Origin of the sequence: Serratia sp. CY81684 (assembly GCF_052166595.1) — a bacterium.
Taxonomy (GTDB): Bacteria; Pseudomonadota; Gammaproteobacteria; order Enterobacterales; family Enterobacteriaceae; genus Serratia; species Serratia nematodiphila.
On sequence record NZ_JBJNOO010000005.1, the window covers coordinates 564,317 to 581,381 of the forward strand.

A 17,065-nucleotide genomic window follows, 5' to 3' on the forward strand; every position below is an offset into this window, starting at 1 on the left:
TGACTTATTTATAATCAGTAATAATCCAATTTAAAACGAATGGCGGAGCGGTAATCCCCTGCACGTAATACCTGGCGGTTAGCCACCAGCTGCATTGAATAATTCAATCTATAATCTTTTGTTAGAGTATTTTCTATCGACACTGGCACCCCGGGATTAACCTCTTTACCAATACTATCGGCAATTCGCAATGCAACGCCGCGGGCATCCCCTATCACACCGAAGTTTTTACCTTCTGCGTGCCCATCAAATATCATGCGGAAATGCTGGCGACCAGAAATACCAGTATCATCGCCAGACAGCCCGCAATTCACCAATTGCACAGTAAAAGGGCGAGTTAATCCGTGCCCATCGCGAGATATTTGCTCTATCGGCAAACTTTTCATGTCTATAGTTTGATCGCGGCTTGCCGATTCAATTGCGCAGGCTGCGTTAACAATAGCGCCTTCCATATTGACTCTTCCCCAGCCAATAACCGAGGCCGCTGCCGGCATCGTCTGAGTAATAAAAAGCACGGCCAATAGGGAAGGCGCCATTCTATTTTTGCCAATGGGGGCCATATACGTTATTCCTTGCGAATATGAATCCATCAGGAGAAAAAAGCATGCGGGCCCGCCCGCATGCTGGCATCACTGAATTAAAACTATTACTGGTAGCTCAGCGCGAAGTTAACCACGCTGGTGAATGCACCTGGAGTGATGGTATCCAGAGCACCGCCGTTCCCTTTCAGGAAGGCTTTGAATGCCAGTTCGGCACCAGTATCACCAATTTCGATCTTCTGCCCGGTGGTCGCTGTGCCCAGCTCTACAACGGCGTTAGAATTAAGGGTATCGGTGATCACAATGCTCGCACCTTTGGCGGTGCTGCCGCTGCCCAGTGCAATCATCTTCTTATCGGTGCCGGCGGAACCACCGGCTTCACCGGTAAAGGTTGTCTTGACGGTTTTTGTCGTAGTATTAGAGCAGTCTTCCAACTTAATGCTGAACGGCTCTTTTACTTCAGACTCGCGGCCGTCTTTCAGGCTCAGGTTGGAAATCTGACCCAGCGGTACGGTTTGATCGATGCTGCCCGGTGCAATAGAGCATGGCGCATCAATGATTTCACCCGTGAAAGTGACAGTACCGCTACCCTGATTTGCCGCCTGTGCCATCATGGAAGAAACGCCAAAAGCCAATACCGCTGCCATCATGATTTTATTCAGTTTCATAATAATCCCTTACATTCCTTAGTAAGCATGAGGTTGTAATAAATGACAATTAATTAGTCCGATTAAGTCGCAGGCAACTCCTTGTGTTTGCACCTGGTCATTATCTTACTCAGTTAGAGTTAGCCATCTAATTGTCGGAACATCGCTTTTCTTGCTGACACGCGGCATTTTCACGCTCCGTATCAGTGGCAACAAATCTACCCTCCATCGCACGAAAATAAAATGTTATGTCGCAAAAATACAAAAACACAGGATTTATACAAAATAAATACAAATTAAATAGATTTTAATTCTGTAAAATAGAAATTAAGTAATAACGATTATTTTTTAATACTTATAAACCAAGCCAATCATTACGATAATTATATAAATACATGGAAAAATCCTATTGACTCCCCCCCCTGGAGGATTGAAAAAACAGGTCGCAGGTCTCAGAATCATCTCTCGACAGGTAAGTTGACAGGTTGAAAAAATGATTTTCCATATAAACAACAATGTTCTCTACGATGAAGAAGAGAACACGCTAGCGCATATCGATAATGCGGCGACTAAAATAGTGTTACTTAGACCCAGCGCCAGGCTGTTATCACTGTTCATCCGTAACAATAATGTTCTTCTTATGCGGGAGAAGTTACTTAATGAAGTTTGGGTGGAGCATGGGCTCAAGGCCTCAAATAACAATCTGAATAATTATGTTTCAGGCCTACGCAAATCCCTTGCACAATTCGGCGAAGAGAAAATCATAGTCACCTTCCCCCGACAAGGTTTTAAATTCACCGCAGAAAGCATTCATGTAGAAAATGAAAGCAAAAGGAGTATAAAAACTGAATATGAAGCGGACGATACCAAGGAGGCTCGAAGAGGTGGGTTCTTCAGGCGCAAAATCGCCTGGTTATTGTTGCGTCGTTCGGTCGTAGCCATGCTTATTTGCCTACTGCCTTTTACCGCGTTCATGGTTTATAAACACAGCATGCATATCAATGTTTATCCACTGGGCAACTATGCGTCTTGTCAGCTCTACAGCATGAAAGCGGGGGGCGGGGACAAGGTAAAGGTTATCGAATTCATTCAGCGAGAAAGTTTGAATTGCGCCAGTAAAGCAGATGTTTACTACTATGACCGGGTGCAACAAGAAGGGATAAAAGACGGTGCCGGGCTGCTCACATTCTGCCCCAGAACGGCTAATACCCCCTGTTTCAGCAAACCCATTGACAATAATTAATCCATGTTTGCAATTTTATTTATCATTCACTAACTCGCCACCCCTCTGCCGATACGTCAATCCGCAGGGGGCACAGTTACAATGCCACCGAACAGACAAAATAGGGAGAGAGATTGTCGACAAACAAGAAATGGCTTGCATCAACCTGTTCAATGCGTACGTGGTATTGCTGGCCTTTCATCGGCAGACGGCGGTTAAGTGCCTCTGACACCAAGGTATCCTGCGGATTCCTGATATTGCTTTTGACCCAGAAGGTATAGTTGTCCCCACGGCGATGATATTCCAGACGCGCCACCCTGGAGATCACATATTTATTATTGCCGTCGAGAAAGCTTCCGTTAAGCAACAGCGTCGCTTCCCGTGTCCCATGTGGAATCAATTTAAGCAGCAACACGCGCTCATGGCGGCTTTCACCGTTATGATTAGCCACGCGCATTACCGCGCTGCATTCAGGCAGCCGGGGGGTAAAAAACAATCGGTAAATGGCGCAAGCGCTGATAAACAGCGCTATAGCCATTAGTGCGCCATAGCGATACCGCCATAACAATTTATAAACCCCAGCTTTCATAGAAGTTCTCGCATTGGACCTTTCCAGCCGCCATTTTTACCTGTGGGCAATAATAAAGATAAGCAATTCTCACCTTACCGGTGGTATTCGGCAAAATGGCCTGAGAGTCGAAATACAACAACGTCGCCGGTTCATGGCACTGAACATGATTATTTTTCTTCAGCATTTCCTGAAAATGCTGCCTGTCTATCTCACTGGGGCCCGTTTTATGATAGGAAGTCACAAATTGCACTTCGCAGTTGTCTATCTTGCCAACGTTTGCCACGCGGAGCGGCGGATACCCTGTCGCCAACCACGCCCAGATACCGCTCCCTATCGCCAGTGCGATCAGCACCATCAATGCATACCTTTTCAACCGTGGCATGTGGGGTATCAATGCGGGTGATGTATCACTCTCAGAAGGTTCAGCCAGTTCAGCCGGTTCAACCGGGCCTTTCACTTGGCTGTCTGCGGTTTTTAGCTGGGATGCGCGAAACATAAATCCCTGTCGAGGCAGCGTGACGATAATGTCATCCTCACCCAACGTGGCGAACATCTTGCGCAGAATCGAAATGGTGTTATTGAGATTATTGCCGGAGGCCACCTGGCCGTGCGCTTCCCACACCTGCGCCAGCAACGCATCGCGGGAAAGCACCAGGTTATTATTTCTGACCAACGCGGAAAGCAGGCGATTCAGCGTGGCCGTCAATGTGATAGGTGGGATGTCATCATGCAGCGAGACCAATTCCGATCTATCTTCATGATACTTAATATTATTATTAATTATATATCTCATAATCCCCTGCGCTATAACTAATAACGCTAATGACCCCCTACCAAGCGTAATGATATTAGCACAGCACTATTGATAAGAAAATTCTTACCAAATAAATATAAATTAATATAAAACAACAAGATAACAACACAGCAATGATAACAAGCGGCTGCACTCAAGGCTGGTTTTATGCTCCATATCGTCTTCTGATGCAGCTACCCACATGAATATAAACAAAAAACCCGCCATACGGCGGGCTATTACGCGATGTGATCATTTGAGTTTTTCAGCCCAAGCGAGCGATTTGCCGCTCCTGCCAACGCCCGAACAGCAACAGGCCGCATATCGCCCCGAGCAGCGCGCAGAACATGTCGGACTGGGTGTCCCACGGGTCGCCCTGGGTGCCGAGAAACTCGTCGGCGCCCTGGCCCAGCGCCAGCGCCGCCCACCATTCGATCAGCTCATACAGGGCACTGATGGCGAGCGCGATGCAGCACACCACGAAGCCCAGCATCTTGCGCCCCTGTACATAACCACCGCGCAGCAGGATCTCGCGCGCCGCCAGCGCCGGCACCAACCCCTGGAAGAAGTGCCCCAGTTTGTCGTACGGGTTACGGCCAAGACCCAGCCACTGCTGCACCTCAAACCCCAGTGGCACGCGGGCATAGCTGTACATGCCGCCGAAAATCAGGATCAGCGCGTGGAAGAAAATCAGCGTGTAGAGCAGCGGCGTCAGCGGGTAACGGCGATGGGTCAGCCACAGCAGCGGCAAAACGATCAAGACCGGCGCCACCTCCATCAGCCAGGTGGTGCGATCGTAAGGGCTGATGCCGCTGTGGATCAGCGCGGCCAGCAGCAGCAGAGTGATAACGGATAACAACAGCGGTGCGCGTGAGACGGGCATAACCAACGTTCCTTCGGGTCAATAAGGCAATCCACACTTTATACCGCAGATCGCACGGCGAAAAAAAACAGGCGGAGCGTCGCCGCTTCGCCTGTTCGGTGTGCGCTTACCCAGCGTAGGATTATTTCAGCGCGACGCGGATCACGTCGTCCGGCGCAGTCGCCTCTTTTTCGCGGCTGGAAGCCTGTTTGACGCTGACGTACAGCGTCTGGCCATCCGGCGACAGCGCCAGGCTGTTCGGATGGGTCGGCGTCTTGATGGTGTTCAGCACCTTGTAGCTCTTGGCGTCGATCACGCTTACTTCGCCCGCCTGGCGGTGGGTGACGTAGACTTCATTGCGCGCCGGGTTGAACAGCACCGCCAGCGATTCCGGCACGTCGATCTTGCTCAGGATGTTGCCGTTGCGGGTATCCACCACCAGCACCTGCGGCTGCTTGGAATCGGTGATGAAGGCGCGGTGAGTGGCGGTATCCAGGCTGATGTTCAGGAAGAAGTGCTCTTTAGACTCATCCAGCTTCTTGCGCGACAGCACCTTGTTACTCTGGGTATCGATGGTCACCAGCTCGCCGTCGGCGTTGGTGACGTACAGGCGTTTGGCGGCGGCGTCCAGCGCCAGGCCGGTGCCGTATTTGCCGGTGTCGGTCACGGTGGCGCGCAGGGTCAGATCCTTGCCGTCCACCACCCACACCACGCTGGAATCCCCCAGCCCGGTGATGTACAGCGTGTCGCTGTCGGCATCCGCCACCAGTTCACGCGGCGCCAGCGGCTTGACGGTTTCGGAGCGCTGGCGCGCGTCCAGCACCAGGCGGCCTTTCACGTCGCCGGTTTTGGCGTCGATGGCGGTTACCGAGTTATTGACGGTGTTGCCGAAGAACAGCGTGCCGGTCTTGGCGTTGACGGCGGCGCCAAACGGCTTGATGTCGTTATGGATAATTTGGGTCACGTCCAGCGTGGTCGGATCCAGACGGTAAACGATGCCGCCCTTGTCCAACTTGCGGCTCTGCGAGGTGGCCAGGTAGAGCGCGTTCTCGCTCGGGCTGTAGGCCATTTCATAGGCGCCCTTGCCGACCGGCTTGCGCAGCACTTCCGGCGCGGTTTGCGCCTGCAAGGTGTTGGAGAACAGCAGCGTGGACAGCAGCATCAGCGGAAATGCCGCGCGTTTTCCCTTGGTGATCAAAGTATTCATCAAAATCTCCTTATAAAGCCAACAGGGTGGCCGAACGGCCGCCCTCTGCTCGTGATTAAAATCAGGCTTTCTCTTCGGAAAGCAGCGCCCACCAGCTGTCGATGGTCGGGTTGCGCGCCAGCGCGATAAAGTCGATGTCGCCGCGGATCTTGCGCCAGCGGGTCGCCAACTCCATGATGCGCACCGAATCCAGGCCGTAATCGATCAGGTTTTCATCGTTGCCCATGTCTTCGCTGTCTTCGTCCAGCAGCGGCAGGATCTGCTGACGCAGCGCATCGATGCTGGCGATACCGGCCGCCGGCAGCAGAGACGCGGTGGTCACCACCCGGCCGCAGCGGCCGGCGGTGTAGCGCAACGCCATCAGGTGTTCGTCGCGCGAGAAGTCCGCCAGACCGTCGGCCACCATGAACGGCTGGATGTTGCGCATGAAGGCGTCGATGGCGGTGGTCAGGCAGCCGATGTGCGCATACACGCCGCAGATGATCAGCTGATCGCGGCCGGACTCCTGCAGGATTTCCTGCAGCGGCGAGCGATGGAAGGCGCTGTAGCGCCATTTCACCAGCACCGTATCGTCTTCGTCCGGCGCCAGCGCGGCGGTCACCGCCTGCTGCTCGGGGTGTTTGTTCAGACCCGGCCCCCACATGTCGTTCAATAGCGCGCGATCTGCATCGCTCTGCTGGTTCGGCTGCGCGGTATAGAACACCGGAATGCCCTGCTGTTTGCAGTAACGACGCAGGTTGGCGATGTTCTCCACCACCTGTTTAATCAGCGCGCTGTCCTCGCCCCAGAAGTTGAGGAAATACTGCTGCATATCGTGGATCAGCAGCGCGGCGCGCTGCGGTTCTACCTGCCAGGTGACTTTATTTTGCGGCAGTTCGTCCGCCGTCGGCAGCGCGTAATCATTAAGTTTTGGAATGGCCATCAATTAATCTCCCTGAGCCTGAGTCTGTAGTTGCGCGTCGAGCTGCTGGCGCAGCCGTTTTTTGTCCACTTTGCCGACCGGAGTCAGCGGCAGGCTGTCCACCTGAATAAAGCGATCCGGCAGTTTGAAGTCCGCCACGCCCTGTTCGCGCAGGTGACGGCGCAGCACTACCGGCTTCAGCGGCGCGTTGGCAATGATATAGGCGCAGCTCTTCTCCCCCATCAGCGCATCCGGCATCGACACCAGTGCGGCGTTGATCACGTCCGAATGACGCAGCAGCAGGTTCTCGATCTCCTCGGCGGCGATCTTCTCCCCGCCGCGGTTGATCTGGTCTTTCTGCCGCCCCTGCACGGTGATGTAGCCGTCTTCGCTGATGCTGATCAGATCGCCGGAGCAATAGAAACCGTCGGCGTCAAAGGCATCGGCGTTGTGCGCCGGGCTCTGGTAGTAACCGCGGAAGGTGTAAGGCCCGCGCGTCATCAGCCGCCCAACCTCGCCCGCCGGTAACGGATTGCCGTCGTCATCCGCCACCCACACTTCGTCGTCCGGCGACATCGGCCGCCCTTGCGTCGCCAGAATGTGGCGTTCGTCGTCGTCCAGCCGGGTGTAGTTCACCAGCCCTTCCGCCATGCCGAACACTTGCTGCAGTTGGCAGCCGATTTCGTTCTGAATGCGTGCCGCCAGCGTTTCGCCCAGCTTGGCGCCGCCCACCTGCAGCAGTTTCAGGCTGGCGAGCTGGGCATTGCCGCCCCACTCTTCGATCGCCTGCAGCCACAGCGTGACCGCCGGCGGCACCAGCGCCGTCACGTTGATTTGGTGCTGTTCGATCAGGCGGAAGCATTGCCCGGCGTCCGGATCGGCGGCGAACACCACCAGCCCGGCGCCATAAAACACGCCCAGCACGCCCGGCGAACTCATCGGGTAGTTGTGCGCCACCGGCAGCGCGCACAGATAGCGGGTCTGCGCGTCGAAACGGCAGATCTCCACGCTGCGGCGAATGCTGTAGTAGTAATCATTGTGGGTGCGCGGGATCAGCTTCGGCGTACCGGTGCTGCCGCCGGAAAGCTGGAAGAACGCCACCCGATCGGCCGCGGAAGGCTGCGCGACGAAACCGTCGCTCGCTTCGTCCAGCCAGGCGGCCAGCGCCAGCTCGCCCTCGGCCTGGCTGCGCAGCGCCACGACGCGCAGCGAAGGATGCGCATCGCGGAAGGCGTTCAGGAATTGATCGTCGGCAAACAGCGCGTGCCGGCGATCGGCGATCAGCAGCGCCGGTTTGATCTGCTCGGCATAGGCGTTCAGCTCACTGCGCTGATGGCTGAACAGCGCATTGACCGGCGCCACGCCAATTTTCAGCAGCGCGAAGAACACGATATAGAACTCCGCCACGTTGCCCAGCTGCACCAGCGCGGTGTCGCCGGATTTTACGCCGCGGCGCAGCAAAGCGGCCGCCAGACGATCGGAACGCTGCTGCAGCTCGCGGTAGGTCAGGCTGCCCTGGGCGTCGATAATCGCCGGGGCGTCGTTGTTGGCCTGGCGGTCGAGGATCTCGGTCAGCGGTTTGTCAATCCAGTAGCCGCGCTCGCGATAGCGGCTGGCGAACTCCGCCGGCCAGGGGGTAAAGGCAATGCTCATCTTGTCGTTATCCTTGATTTATACCAAAGGCACGCAGAATGGTGCTGAGTTTGGTGCCTGTTTCATGCCATTCAGATTCGGGTGAAGAGTCTTCCACGATGCCGGCGCCGGCGAACAGCCGCACCCGGTTGCCGTCAACGGTGCCACAGCGGATGGTGACCACCCACTCGCCGTTGCCTTCGTCGTCGCACCAGCCGACGATGCCGCCGAACAGGCCGCGATCGAACGGCTCCAGCTTGCCGATCAGGGCGTGCGCCTCGGCCGTCGGCATGCCGCACAGCGCCGGCGTCGGGTGCAGCAGGCAGGCCAGCGACAGGGCGTTTTCGTCGGGAGACGCCGCCTCGCCGTCGATCGGCGTGGAGAGATGCCACAGCGTGGTGGTGGTCAACAATTCAGGGGTGTGCGGCACGTTCAGGTAGCGGCAGCGGCCGGCCAGCACATCACGCATGCTTTCGGTGACGATGCGATGCTCGTGGCGATCTTTCGCCGAGGCCATCAGCCGCTCTCCCACTTCGCGATCGCGCTCTGGGTCGGCCTCGCGCCGGGCGGAACCGGCCAGCGGGTTGGAATAGAAACGGCCGCCGTCCTGGCGCAGCAGCAGCTCGGGGCTGGCGCCCAACAGCGCGCCCTGCTCCAGCGGCACATGGAAATGGAAACCGTGCGGGTTCTGGGCAATCACGCGCGCCATCAGCGCATGGCGATCCACCGGCTGACGCGTTTCGATCTCCAGCAGGCGCGACAAGACCACTTTGTCCAACTCACCGGCCTTCATCGCGTCGACGGCGTCGCTGACCATATTCATGAACGGCTGCTGTGGCGGCAGTTCCGTTACCCCGGCCAGCTCCGGCCCGTCCGCCGCCGGCCTAACGCCGGCCATAAAGGCGGCGCGATCGAACCAGCGGCTCTGCTGCGGAATAAACAGCGCCGAAGGCTGCCGGGTATCGAACGGGATGGCGCCGCACAACAGCGGTTTTTTGATGCCGGCCTGGCGGGCCTCGGCAAACGCCTGCCGTACGCTGCGCTGGAACTCGCCGTTCAGATCGGCGCCGTCTGCGGCCGGCAGGCGAATGCGGCTGAAACAACCGGTGGTGGTCAAGCTGCGGAAAGGAGAAGTAAAGAAGAAGCCCGACGCGGGAGAAAAATCAGCGGCAAACCGCTGCTCTTCGCACTCCTGCACTTCCTTTCGATTGATGTCGTTCACGGCAGTATCCATCGCTTCGCCCTCAAGAATTTGAAGTGATAACCAATATAATAATGATTATCATTTGAGTTAATTCCGCGCTAAATTACTCGCCGATATTTGCTATGTCAATAAACGTAAGCACTTCTTTCATTTCGAAATCATGACATAAACGCTGTGGGTTTTACGCATGCCGATGATAAGCATTGCTATTTGATCCCACAGCGTTGTTTTAACGCGTTCGACTACTTTTCTGTGGCGGGCTGCGGCTCCGGTTTGTGCAGCGTAACCTGGCGCAAACCTGTCATGGCGAACAGCAACAGGATGCCGAGCAGCGCCGCGCCGAAGCCGAAACCGCTGGCGCTCATCGCCGGCAGCATAAAGGCGCCCATCGCCCCCAGCAGCAACGCGCCCAGCGCATCGCCAACCACGTTCTGCGCCGTCCACAGGCCATTGATGCGGCCGAGGAAGTTGTCCGGCGTCAGGCTCTGGATCAGACCGTATTGCAGCAGCGAGTTCAGCGCGCTCAGGTAGCCGAACGCCACCAGGCACAGCAACGCCAGGCTGTACCACGGCATCAGGCCGAACAGGCCGATGGCGGCGAACGCCGCGATCGCCGTCAGCAGCATCACCCAGCCGGGGCGCGCCACATGCGCCACGCGCCCGCTGGTGAACGCGCCGATGGCGGCGCCGAGCGGCACGGCGGCGTACATATAACCGAGGTGGGCGGCGTCGATGTGCCAACCTTCCGCCATCGCTGGGTACAGCACGCGCACCGCGCTGGCCATGGTCAGCAGCGCGCCGATCAGCGCCACCATGCCGATCACCTTGTTCTGGAACAGGAAGGCGAAACCGCCCGCCAGCGCGCGCAGCGGGTGTTCACGCGGCTGCGGCGGCGGCATCAGCTGCGGCAGGCTCAGCAGCGGCAGCAGCGTCAGCAGGGTGCCGAACGCCGCCAGACCGTAGTTCCAGGCGATGCCCATATGGGCGATCACCAGGCCGCCGATCGCCGGAGAAAGAATCGAGCCGAAGCGCACCGTCAGCATGCTGATGGCGCCCGCCTGCACGATGTTTTCGCGGCCCACCAGCGCCGGCGTGGCCGCCAGCAGCGCCGTCACCCCCACCGCGCCAAAGAAGCCGTCCCACACCGCCAGCAGATAAATGGCCGCCAGCGAAGGCGACGGCAGCAGGGCGTTGAGACACAGGCCGACAAAACCGACGCCGCAGGTGGAACGCGCAAACAGAATCAGCCGGCGTCGCTCATAGCGATCGGCCAATACGCCCCCCATCAGCAGCCCGGCGAACATGCCGCCGCCGGCCAGCGTCACCGCCAGCCCGACCTGCAGGGTGGAACCGGTCAGCGCCTGGATCTGCACCGGGATGGCGATCGCCATCAGCCCCAGCGCCACAATGGAGATAAAGCGCGCGCAGAACACCGCGCGGAAAGCCCGATTGGTTTTCAGCAGGCTGAAATCAAGCAGGATGGAGGGTTTGCTACTCATCGGTTGTTCACCACATCTTTAAACGGGGATTCTGCAGTTGCGGAGCGCTATGCTAGCACAGATGACGAAATCAATAATGATAATAAAACTCATTGATATTCAATTGTGAGCGACCGCAAGAAACGCCGCCAAACGCGGGGCAATCCCCGTGCCTGGCGGCGGGATGAGGGCGTCATTACAGCGTGCGCAAGATCCGGTTCAGCAGCGGCCCCAGCACTTTGAACGACGCCGGCGAAACGATATCGACGTGCGCACAGTCCAGCTCGTGCGCCTGCAGCGCATCGACGTACTGCGACCAGGTTTGCTGCACGTCCATCCCTTCCTGCAGCGTGCGTTTGGCGACGAACAGCGTCGCCTGGCCGTGGAAACGGGCGGTGCGGGTACGAGACAGCAACCGCACCGAATCGGCGTAGTTGGCTTCGATATTGTCGAACATCGCCGTGCGCGTCTCGCCCAGCGCCGGATCGAGCGTGTCCTGCGACACCGCCAGGAACTGCTCGCGCTCGCGCTGCACTTCCTTCAACACGTTGTCGTCCAGCATCACGTCCCAGTTTTGGGTCTCCGGCGGATAGGTATCCAGCAAGCCGAGGAACGCCACCTGCTCGCCGCGCGCCTGCAGCCGGGCGGCGATGCCCTGCGCCAGCGTGCCACCCAGCGAGTAGCCGATGAAGTGGTACGGCCCGTGCGGCTGCACCTGCAACACCGTCTGCAGGTGGGCATCCACCACCTGATCCATGTCTTCGCTCAGCGCCAGCGGGCCGTCCGGCCGCGGCGACTGGATGCCGACCAGCGACCAGTGCTGGTCGAGATAGCGCGGCAATACGCTGAACTGCCAGGAGAAGCCGGATGCCGGGTGCAGGCAAAACAGCGTCGGCCCCTCGGTAACGCGCAGCGGCAATACGCTGTCGAAGCCACTGCGATCGGCCTCTTCCTGCGTGCGATCTTCCGCCAGCAAGGCGGCCAGTTGCTCAACGCGCGACGCCACCATCACCTGGCCGACGGACACCGCCTTGCCCAGATCGCGGCGCAGCTCCGCCGCCAGGCGCATCGCCAGCAGCGAGTGGCCGCCAAGCGCGAAGAAATCGTCGTCGGCGAACACCTGCTCGCGCTGCAGCAAGCGGGCGAATACCGCCGCGATCTCGCTTTCCAACCCGGCCTGTGGCGGCCGCCCCGCCTTGCGCTCACCGCCCTGCGGCTGCGGCAACGCCTTGCGATCCAGCTTGCCGTTGGCGCTCAGCGGCAAATCCTGCATTTCCACCAGCGCCACCGGCACCATGTGCGGCGGCAGGCGGTCGGCCAGCGCCGCACGTAAAACTTCCGCATCCCAGCTCGCGCCTGGCTGCATCACCAGATAGCCCACCAGCTGGCGCGCATCGCCGCCGGCGTCCACCGGCGTGCCCTGCAACACCAGCGCGTGCGTCACCGCCTGGCGCACGCCCGGCAGCGACAGCAAGGCGTGATCGATTTCACTCAGCTCAATACGCTGCCCGCGGATCTTCAGCTGATCGTCGCTGCGGCCCAAATATTCCACCGCGCCGTCCGGCAGCCAGCGCGCCACGTCGCCGGTGCGGTACATCCGTCCGCCCTCGCCGAACGGGTCGGCGACAAAGCGGCTGGCGGTCAGATCCGGCCGGCCAAGGTAGCCGTGCGCCAGCTGCACGCCGGTCAGATACAGATCGCCCGCCACGCCCGGCGGCACCGGCCGCAGGCGCGCGTCCAGAATGCGCAACCCGGTGTTCCATACCGGCAGGCCGATCGGCACGTTGGCACCGGTCACCTTCGCCAGCGCGTCGCCGTAGGCCGGATGCCAGGTCACGTCCACCGCCGCTTCGGTCGGGCCGTAGAGGTTGTGCAACGGCACCGCCGTGCGGCTTTGCCACAGGCGGCACAGCTCCGCCGGCAGCGCTTCACCGCTGCAGAACACCTGGCGCAGCGCGGCGCAGCTCGCCACCGCCGCGTCGTCGTCCAAGGCGGCCACGAAAGCCGCCAGCATCGACGGCACGAAGTGCAGCGTGGTAATGCGATGTTGGGCGATCAGCTGTTGCAGCTGCTGCGGATCGCGATGCGCCTCCGGCGGCGCCATCACCAGCCGGGCGCCGACCATCAGCGGCCAGAAGAATTCCCACACCGAGACGTCGAAACTGCACGGCGTTTTCTGCAGCACCGCGTCGTCCGCCCCCAGCGGATACTGGTGTTGCATCCACAGTAGGCGGTTGACGATCGCCTGATGGCCGACCAGCACGCCTTTCGGGCGCCCGGTGGAGCCGGAGGTAAAGATGATATAGGCCGCATGATCCGGCGTCGGGCCCGCGATCGCCACCCCGGCGGCGTGATCGGCCGCCAGCGGTGCGTCATACAGCAAAATTTCGCCCTTGTCGGCGAAACGCGCCTGCTGCGCCGGGCTGGTGATGACCAGCCGGGGTGCGGCGTCTTCCAGCATCATCGCCAGCCGCTCGTCCGGATAACCGGTGTCCAGCGGCAGGTAGGCGGCGCCCGCTTCCACGATCGCCATCAACGCCAGCGACAGGAACACCGAGCGCGGCAGCGCCACCGCCACGATGTCGCCCGGCCGTACGCCCTGCACAACCAGCTGGCGCGCCAGCGCCGTGACCTGTTCGCGCGTTTCGCGGTAGGTGAAGCTGAAATGCGCATCCGCCAGCGCCGGCGCGTTCGGCGTGCTTTGCGCCTGCTGCGCCAGCAGTTGGCTCAGCGTGGTCGCCGGCACCGGATGCGCCGTGTCGTTGACCCGCGCCAGCAGAGCGCGATCGTCGGCGGTCAGCATGTCGGCTTCGCCGATCGGCAACGTTGCCTGCGCGGCGAACTGCGCCAGCAGCAGCGGCAACCGCTGCAGATGCGCCAGCAGTTCCTGACGGCTGTAACGCTCGGCGTTGGCCAGCAGCTCCACCTTCAGCTGATGGTGTTCGTCGATAAACAGCGCAATCTCCAGATCGCGCACCGGCCCGGAGGCCAGATCGTGGGTAATGCCTTCGATACCGGCGAAGTCCAGCTGGTAATCGAACATTTTGAAGTTGAAGACCGTACCGTACAGCGGTTCGCCGTCGCCGATGCGCCCCAGATCGCGCTGCACCTGTTCGGCGTCGTAGCGCTGATGGCGGCGCACCGTTTTCAGCTCGCGGCTGATGCGGGCGGCGGCCTCATACAGCGTGGCCTGCGGCTCGAGGTGCATCTCCATCGGCAACACGTTGATCACCGGGCCGGCGGCGCACAGGGCGGCCGATCCGGTACGGCGCATGAAGATAAAACCGGCGCTGAAGCTCGGTTGGCCGCTCAGACGCGACACCCACAGCGCCACCAGCGCCACCGCCATATCGGCGGCGTTCAGCTTCTGCTGCGCGCCGCACTGCACCAGTTCGGCGAAGGCCTGCGGATCGCAGCGCTGTTCCAGCCGGTGGATGCGCGGCGTGGGCGTTTGCCCGGCCAGCGGCTGCGGGCAGATCGTGGCCGGCGGCGGCAACTGCCGTGCTTTTTCGCGCCAGAAATCGGCGTCGCGTTGCCAGGCCGGCGCCTCCCGGTAAGCCTGGTATTCCGCCACCACGTCGCTGAACGCCGTGAAAGGCGTCGGTTCCAGCGCGTCGCCGCGGCAAAGATGGGTGTAAATCGCCGCCACGCGGCGCGCGATGGCGGTGAAGCTGAAACCGTCCACCAGCAGATGGTGATAGCGCTGATACCAGAACCAGCGGTCATCCGCCAGACGCATCACCACATGACGATACAGCGGCGCGCCGCTGCCGGCGCGCAGATCGCCCGCCAGATCGATGTCCATCAGCGCGCGCGCGGCGGCTTCAGGGTCCGGCGACGTCGTCAGATCGACAAGTTCCGGCGCGTGCACCGCCAGCGTGTCATCCAGCCATTGCACCGGCACGCCGTCGCGTTCCGCAAAACGCAGGCGCAGCATGTCCACCTCGCCCAGGCCCTGGATGATGGCCTGCAGCAGAGGCTCCACGGCGACAGGGCCGTTGAGTTCGATGGCGTGAGCCACCGCGTAGGCATTGCGATGCGGGGAGATTTGATCGGCGACCCAGATGCCGGGTTGTGCCGCGACCAGCGGCCATTCGCCCGCAAGCGCCGGGCCGCTGAGAGAGTTAGGGGTGTGTGACACTGCTTATTGCTCCCGTGATTACCTGGCGCCGGTCACGCCTCGCGTGCTGCGACCGGCAGAATATCTTGCCAATGCTGTTCCAGCCATTCGGCGCACTCGAGGCGCGCCGCCGGGCCAAAGACGATCGTCCACTCGGACGGAATGGCGCGGAAATCCGGCCACAAACTGTATTGTTGTTGTACGTTGCGCAGCACCAGGCTGCGCTGCTGTTGATCATCGAACGGATTCAGGCTTTCCATCATGTGTTCCTCGTGCCGTCGCCGATGCCGGGTAAGCGGTGGCGAAAGCGGAAGCCCATACCGCCTGCAGCCCATCGGTCAGGCCGCTGCGCCAGCACAGCGCATCGTGCCCGCCCTCCACCACCCGGTAGTGCACCCGATGGCCGGCGTCGCTCAGGCGCGCCGCCATTTCGCCACTGACCCGATGCACCAGTTTTTCCTGCGAACCGGCTTCCATAAAGACCTTCAGCGCGCCGTGGTTGCCCAGGCCGTGGCGTTCGACCTGTTGCATCAGCCAGCAGGCGTCGTCGGGAATGCTTGGCAGCTGCAGCATATCGCGCCGCGGCCACCAGTAGGAACCGGACTGGGTGATCACCGCGCCGAAGCGCTGCGGCCAGCGCAGCCCGGCATACAGGGAGGCCAGGCCGCCAAAGCTTTGCCCCGCCACCACCGTATCGGCCGGCTTGTCGCTGTGCGGCGCCCAGTCGGCCAGCTGCGGCATCAGTTCTTCCTGCACCGCCAGCCAGAAATCGTCCTTGCAGGTTAATTCTCGCGCCCGGTGCGGCAGATCGATGATGTCGATCAGCACATACACCGCTTCCGGCAACGCCCCCTCGCGGGTCAGCTGCATCAGCGGCGCCCAAACCGGCATCTGCTTCGCCCAGAACTGGCCGTCGAGCAAGATCGCGAGCGGGCGCTCGGCCGGTTTGCTGTCGCCGGTGGTGTAGATCCAGACATCGCGGCTGTTGCCCAGGCGCTCGCTCTGCCAGGTATGACGCTGCAAACGCGCCGGCAGCGGCGGCGTGCAGCGCCCGCTGGCGATCTCATATTCGTCGAACGAACGCCATACCGGCTGCGGCGGCGCATCCGGCATGTGCAGCCCGGAGACGCTGTGACCGCTGGCGCTTTGCCAGGAGCGATACGGGTTGAGCAGATCGGGGGTAGCGCTGGCGAACACCTGATGCCACCAGTGACGCAGGTTGTGCATGTTGGCGTGCGCATCGTCGCCGCTGAACGCCGGCGGCCGCTCGTCGAAGCAGGGGATAAAGCAGTAGCTGCCGCGCCAGGCGCCGCTCAGTTCGGTCTGCCAATACCACACGTCGGTGCCGGCCAAACGCTGCAGGCTTTGCGGCGGATTTGGCTGATGGTGGTCGGTCAGGCAGTTAATGTTGATCCACACGCGACGGTAGGCGGAGGTCAATTCGCATCCCTGGGGATCGCGCCAGAAAAAGGTGGTGCGCCAGCGGCCGTTACCCGCCGGTTCTACCCATGGCGTACCGCGTCGTGCCACCGTCAACCACCACCCTGGACTGCCCGCATTGCTGCTGGCCAATAATCTGCTGCTTTCTGACTGTAGTTCTGTATTCACAACGCCTACCCATTTTGTAGTTGGCGGCACCGGGAACGTCGACTTTTCCCTATCGCCGGCCACCGCCCGAACGCACTGTACGCCAAATACTATTGATAATAATTTGCATTTGCAATAGTGTGTAAGGCTTGGAGATCGTGCTGGTATTGCGCGCAACGGACAGGGATCGGGGATACATCAATGGCATCCCTTGCCGCAGCCGATTTTCTATTTCCGACTACACAAAAACTACAACCGCCCTTCCCCCCATTCGGCGAGGGATGGCAGCAAGGTAGGACACT

The 17,065-nt window shown here is 60.0% G+C and carries 14 protein-coding genes; 1 reads left to right on the forward strand and 13 read right to left on the reverse strand.

Annotated elements, in window-relative coordinates; all coding sequences use genetic code 11:
- Window positions 1-14 precede the first annotated feature (14 nt).
- Both ACJ8QF_RS20725 and ACJ8QF_RS20730 read right to left on the reverse strand, forming a co-directional pair.
- Window positions 15-560 (reverse strand): fimbrial protein, encoded by a 546-nt coding sequence (locus tag ACJ8QF_RS20725; RefSeq protein ID WP_131164185.1) that lies wholly within the window; start codon window positions 558-560, stop codon window positions 15-17.
- Window positions 561-646: 86 nt separating this feature from the next.
- A complete protein-coding gene (locus ACJ8QF_RS20730; protein WP_442537824.1) occupies window positions 647-1,207 on the reverse strand; it encodes a fimbrial protein in 561 nt (186 codons plus the stop codon).
- Window positions 1,208-1,679: 472 nt separating this feature from the next.
- On the opposite strand from ACJ8QF_RS20730, the gene ACJ8QF_RS20735 reads away from it, so the two are divergent.
- Complete coding sequence (locus ACJ8QF_RS20735) at window positions 1,680-2,429, forward strand: winged helix-turn-helix domain-containing protein (protein ID WP_004929612.1); 750 nt, start codon at window positions 1,680-1,682, stop codon at window positions 2,427-2,429.
- Window positions 2,430-2,505: 76 nt separating this feature from the next.
- Here ACJ8QF_RS20735 and ACJ8QF_RS20740 read toward each other — a convergent pair whose 3' ends face one another.
- The 11 genes from ACJ8QF_RS20740 to fes all read right to left on the reverse strand — a co-directional run bounded on the left by ACJ8QF_RS20740 (window position 2,506) and on the right by fes (window position 16,784).
- A complete protein-coding gene (locus ACJ8QF_RS20740; protein WP_442537825.1) occupies window positions 2,506-2,946 on the reverse strand; it encodes a hypothetical protein in 441 nt (146 codons plus the stop codon).
- A 31-nt stretch (window positions 2,947-2,977) separates the two neighbouring features.
- The gene (locus ACJ8QF_RS20745; RefSeq protein ID WP_442537826.1) at window positions 2,978-3,772 is read right to left on the reverse strand and encodes a winged helix-turn-helix domain-containing protein; all 795 of its coding nucleotides are present in this window, start codon (window positions 3,770-3,772) and stop codon (window positions 2,978-2,980) included.
- A 265-nt stretch (window positions 3,773-4,037) separates the two neighbouring features.
- On the reverse strand, window positions 4,038-4,655 hold the full coding sequence (locus ACJ8QF_RS20750) for a DUF2238 domain-containing protein (RefSeq protein WP_049186365.1): 618 nt from the start codon (window positions 4,653-4,655) through the stop codon (window positions 4,038-4,040).
- Window positions 4,656-4,776: 121 nt separating this feature from the next.
- A complete protein-coding gene (gene yncE / locus ACJ8QF_RS20755; RefSeq protein WP_370456249.1) occupies window positions 4,777-5,796 on the reverse strand; it encodes a 7-bladed beta-propeller protein YncE in 1,020 nt (339 codons plus the stop codon).
- Window positions 5,797-5,902: 106 nt separating this feature from the next.
- Window positions 5,903-6,763: an isochorismatase gene (locus ACJ8QF_RS20760; protein ID WP_118892537.1), complete on the reverse strand. Its 861-nt coding sequence runs from the start codon at window positions 6,761-6,763 to the stop codon at window positions 5,903-5,905.
- Window positions 6,764-6,766: 3 nt separating this feature from the next.
- Window positions 6,767-8,395 (reverse strand): (2,3-dihydroxybenzoyl)adenylate synthase, encoded by a 1,629-nt coding sequence (locus ACJ8QF_RS20765; RefSeq protein WP_076740803.1) that lies wholly within the window; start codon window positions 8,393-8,395, stop codon window positions 6,767-6,769.
- Window positions 8,396-8,402: 7 nt separating this feature from the next.
- Complete coding sequence (locus tag ACJ8QF_RS20770) at window positions 8,403-9,608, reverse strand: isochorismate synthase (protein ID WP_049186371.1); 1,206 nt, start codon at window positions 9,606-9,608, stop codon at window positions 8,403-8,405.
- 212 nt (window positions 9,609-9,820) lie between these two features.
- Window positions 9,821-11,077, reverse strand: coding sequence for an enterobactin transporter EntS (gene entS, locus ACJ8QF_RS20775; RefSeq protein WP_049186372.1), 1,257 nt, complete (start codon window positions 11,075-11,077; stop codon window positions 9,821-9,823).
- Window positions 11,078-11,252: 175 nt separating this feature from the next.
- Complete coding sequence (locus ACJ8QF_RS20780; RefSeq protein ID WP_442537827.1) at window positions 11,253-15,197, reverse strand: enterobactin synthase subunit F; 3,945 nt, start codon at window positions 15,195-15,197, stop codon at window positions 11,253-11,255.
- 32 nt (window positions 15,198-15,229) lie between these two features.
- Window positions 15,230-15,436 carry an MbtH family protein gene (locus ACJ8QF_RS20785; protein ID WP_004930023.1) on the reverse strand — a complete coding sequence of 69 codons (207 nt, stop codon included), beginning with the start codon at window positions 15,434-15,436 and terminating at the stop codon, window positions 15,230-15,232.
- Window positions 15,411-16,784: an enterochelin esterase gene (gene fes / locus ACJ8QF_RS20790; protein ID WP_074469401.1), complete on the reverse strand. Its 1,374-nt coding sequence runs from the start codon at window positions 16,782-16,784 to the stop codon at window positions 15,411-15,413. Before fes ends, ACJ8QF_RS20785 begins: the two co-directional genes overlap by 26 nt.
- Window positions 16,785-17,065 lie beyond the last annotated feature (281 nt).